The following is a 4,176-nucleotide window of genomic DNA, read 5'->3' on the forward strand; positions in this document are numbered from 1 at the left end:
TGCCGCCGCCCTTGAGCAAGCTCACGGCCTGGATGTGCACATCGTGCGTCGCCCGCCCAAGGCTGGGCATTGGCACGATGCGCAGCAGTCCCTGTGATCGCTGGATCAAACGTTCCCCACCTTGCCCATGCGCTGGGTGGTGGAGCGCACCCATGCCTGGAACGAACGCTCGCGCCGCCTGATCATGCATCACGATCGCAGCATCGCCAGCGCAACCGCCTGGGTCTGGCTATCTCAGGCACGTTTGCTCGTACGCCGATTGACCAATGCCTGAATTTGTCCTCACCCTCTTTGCCGCGCAAAGAAGAGTGACCGGCAGCCCCCGCAGGGGGATGTCGTATGGCTTTTGGGTGCAAGAGCCAACGCCAATGAAACAGACAGCGACGCCCCCCGCAGGGGAATCTCGTACGGCCCTTGGGTGCAAAAGCCAACGCCGCAAAAATCAAACCCAACCACAAAACAAGAGCCAACGGTGCTGCCCTTGGGCCCAAAAACCACCATCGATCCCAAAAGCGCCCAACGCCTAAAAAGCCCCACCCCACCCCCCAAAATTCACCGAAAAAACCCACTAGGCGGCACCCCAAACTGCCTCCTAAACATAGTAGAAAACGCGCTAGGACTCTCATACCCCAAATCCAAAGCCACATCCACCACCTTAGCCCCGGCGGCCAGCCCCTCCAACGCCGACAGCAACCTCGCCTGCTGCCTCCACTGCCCAAACGTCATCCCCGTCTCCCGCGCAAACCGCCGCTGGATCGTCTTGGGATCCACCCCTAGCCGCTCCCCCCATTGCGCCAAAGTCAGCGCCGTATCGGGCGCCCCGACAATCGCATCGCAGATCTCCCGCAAGCCGGCATCCGCAGGCCGCGGCAAGTGCAACGGCAACGTCGGCACCAGCATCACTTCATCCAGCAGCAGCCGCATCAGCCGCCCGTCGCGCGATTCGGCCGCGTAGGGTGTCGGGATATCGATGGCGGCGAGGATGAGCTCGCGCAGCAGCGGCGTGATGCCCAGCACGGTGCAGCGGGTGGGCAGGTTGGCGGCGGCGTCCGGCCGGATATAGGCGGTGCGCATGCGCACGTGCCCGACCATGCGGATCCAGTGCACGGTGCCCCCGGGCATCCACATGCCGCGGGTTGGGGGCACGATCCATTGCCCTTCGGCGGTGGCGACCACCATCACGCCATGCACCGCGTGGATGAGCTGCGCGTTGGGATGCTGGTGCGGCTTGGTGACGTGGCCGGGCTGGTAGTCGGCGGCCATGGCGGTGACCGGCATGGGGCTGCGGTCGTATTGCAGGTAGGCGGGCGATTTGGAGTAGGTGTCGGCGCGGTCCATGCCGGGCGGGGAGGGGATCAGGCGGGGCGTGGGGTTTTCGTCGTGCCGGGCGAGCGGTGTGTCGTCTGGCCCGGTGTTGCGCTGCGAAATGTGCCTGACGGGACGGGGCATGTCCTTTTCTCCAAGGTTCCGGCCCTATTCTCGCAGGACAGGCGGATTTGCGCCATTTAGCATGGTCGCCACGATTCCCTAGTTGCCTTTTCAGCCCCCTAATTCTTCTCCAACATGAGCAGCCACATCGATACCGCGCCCGGCGGCGCGAATGCCTCGCCGCAAGGCCAGGCCCAGACCCCTACAAGCGCGCAGGCAGCCGAGCGGACCGGTTTTCGCGTGCTGGGGGCGATCAGTTTTTCGCACTTCCTCAATGACATGATCCAGTCGCTGATCCTGGCCATCTATCCGATGCTCAAGGGCGGCTTCAACCTCAGCTTTACCCAGATCGGGCTGCTTACGCTGACGTACCAGATCACCGCTTCGCTGCTGCAGCCGGTGGTGGGCCTGTACACGGACAAGCATCCCAAGCCGCAGTCGCTGTCGATCGGCATGGGCTTCACGCTGTGCGGCTTGCTGCTGTTGTCGGTGGCGCCTACCTATGGCGTGCTGCTGGTGGCGGCCGCGCTGGTGGGCACCGGGTCGTCGATCTTCCATCCGGAGTCGTCGCGCGTGGCGCGCATGGCGTCGGGCGGGCAGCACGGGCTGGCGCAGTCGATCTTCCAGGTTGGCGGCAACGCGGGCAGCGCTACCGGGCCGCTGCTGGCGGCGTGGATCGTGCATCAGCAAAGCAGCGTGGCGTGGTTCTCGCTGGCGGCGTTGCTGGCGATTGCCGTGCTGTGGCAGATCGGCGGCTGGTACGGCCGCGAGCTGGCGCATACCACGCGCAAGCGCAAAGCTGTCGCCACGCGTGCGCCGTTGCCGCGCAGCACCGTGGTGCGTGCCATGGTGGTGCTGATGGCGCTGGTGTTCTCCAAGTATTTCTACATGGCGAGCCTGAACACTTATTACACCTTCTATCTGATGGAGCGCTTTGGCCTGACGCGGCAAAGCTCGCAGCTTTACCTGTTCGTGTTCCTGTTCGCGGTGGCGGCCGGCACCATCCTGGGCGGCCCGATCGGCGACCGTATCGGCCGCAAGCGCGTGATCTGGGCGTCGATCCTGGGCGTGGCGCCGTTCACGCTGATGCTGCCGCATGCCAACTTGTTCTGGACCGGCGTGCTGTCGTTCATCATCGGCTTTATCCTGGCCTCGGCGTTCTCGGCGATCCTGGTGTTCGCGCAGGAGCTGATCCCGGGCAAGGTGGGCATGGTGTCGGGGCTGTTCTTCGGCTTTGCTTTCGGCATGGGCGGCATCGGCGCCGCGGTGCTGGGCAAGCTGGCCGACGCGCATGGCATCCAATCGGTTTACCAGCTGTGCGCCTTCCTGCCACTGCTGGGCTTGCTGGCCATTTTCCTGCCCGACCTGGGCGGCGGGCGAAAAAAGCTGGCCTGAGCCTGCGCGCAGCGGCCCGCGGCCATATCGGTGTTCGATTTCATGCACCGTTGTGGCGCCAATGCGCCACATTGCAGCAACCCCACGCGGTGCGTGGCGCACCCGTGGGGCTGCCATCTCAGCATCAAGCATGTCCTGCCGGATGCCTGCCGCCTGGCGGATGCTGGACGATCACGCCGTACCAGCCCAGCCCCGGATAGGTCTCGTAGCCCGGCGTGCGGGCAAACGCCACCAGCGCGCCGTCCGGTGCCTCGTACCAGCCGGTGGGGTTGTTGTCGTCCTTCAGGGCGAAGGTCTCGGCCAGCAAGCCCACGCCATCCGACGCGGCGATGACGCGGTGCTTCGCGTCCACCAGCAGGCAGCGCGTGCGCTGCCAGTCATCCGGGGATAGCCGCACGCCCTTGACCACCGTCTGCGCCTGCGGCGCCCAGTTGAAGAAGATGGCGAGCACGCCGGCGGGCTCGCCGTTGGCGCGGCCGCCTTCGCGGATGGCGGTGGCGTAGGTGGCCACGCTGGCGTTGTCGAGAAAGCGCGACACCGCGACATCGTGCGCGACATAGTCGTCGCCCGAAGTCGTGGCAATCGCGCGCTTGAACCATTCCACGCCCGAGACATTGCGCCCTGCCACGCCGGGGTAGGCGTGCGGGCGGCCATTGGCGAGGACGCGTCCCTGCGCGTCGATGACCCACAGGTCGAGGTAGACGGTGTAGCTGTTCAGGATGACGCCAAGGCGTTCGCTCGCATGGCTGGCGGTGGTGCGCTCGGGGCTGCTCACTGCCTCCACGAGGGCGGCGTCGGTGGCCCACCAGCGCACGTCGCAGGAGCGCTCGTAGAGGTTGCGGTCGACCACGTCGATCATGTTCAGCGCCATGTCGGCCAGGCGCTGGCCCTGGTGGCCGCGCATCTGCCGGATCATGGCGTCGCCGAGCTGGGTGAGCTCGGCGATGGAGCCGCCCAGCTCCGTGGTCAGCTCGCCGGTGATGCCGGAGATGCGCTCGGAGACCTGCTTGACCTGATTCGCCACGACGCTGAAGCCGCGGCCCGCATCGCCGGCGCGCGCCGCCTCGATCAAGGCGTTCAGGGCGAGGAACTTCGTTTCCCGGTTGATTTCCGCGATGCTGGAGATCTTGTTGTCCGCGATAAATCCAACGTGGTGAGACAGCTCGACGATGCGGTCTGCGCTTGCCATACGGTATCTCCCATTACAGATCCAGTGACCAGTCAGGAGCCCGGCGTGTGCTGTCGAAAACGGTCCGCACCATGTTTGTTCTGCGTCGCTCCTGTCGTTCTGCATAGGCGAGAAGCGTGCCAGCCTGGCATCAGGCTGGCACCAGCGACAGGATGAGCGAGCGG

The 4,176-nt window shown here is 65.5% G+C and carries 3 protein-coding genes; 1 reads left to right on the forward strand and 2 read right to left on the reverse strand.

Features of this window, described 5'->3' with window-relative positions; genetic code table 11:
• Positions 1-552 precede the first annotated feature (552 nt).
• Positions 553-1,449: an AraC family transcriptional regulator gene (locus tag ACYP5B_RS40595; RefSeq protein ID WP_459573408.1), complete on the reverse strand. Its 897-nt coding sequence runs from the start codon at positions 1,447-1,449 to the stop codon at positions 553-555.
• Between the two features lie 114 nt (positions 1,450-1,563).
• Here ACYP5B_RS40595 and ACYP5B_RS40600 point away from each other — a divergent pair, with 114 nt between their 5' ends.
• Positions 1,564-2,823 (forward strand): MFS transporter, encoded by a 1,260-nt coding sequence (locus ACYP5B_RS40600; protein WP_459573409.1) that lies wholly within the window; start codon positions 1,564-1,566, stop codon positions 2,821-2,823.
• A 124-nt stretch (positions 2,824-2,947) separates the two neighbouring features.
• Here the strand turns inward: ACYP5B_RS40600 and ACYP5B_RS40605 are convergent, their stop codons facing one another.
• Positions 2,948-4,012, reverse strand: coding sequence for a methyl-accepting chemotaxis protein (locus tag ACYP5B_RS40605; RefSeq protein WP_400095243.1), 1,065 nt, complete (start codon positions 4,010-4,012; stop codon positions 2,948-2,950).
• Positions 4,013-4,176 lie beyond the last annotated feature (164 nt).

Source organism: Cupriavidus sp. 8B, assembly GCF_054589115.1.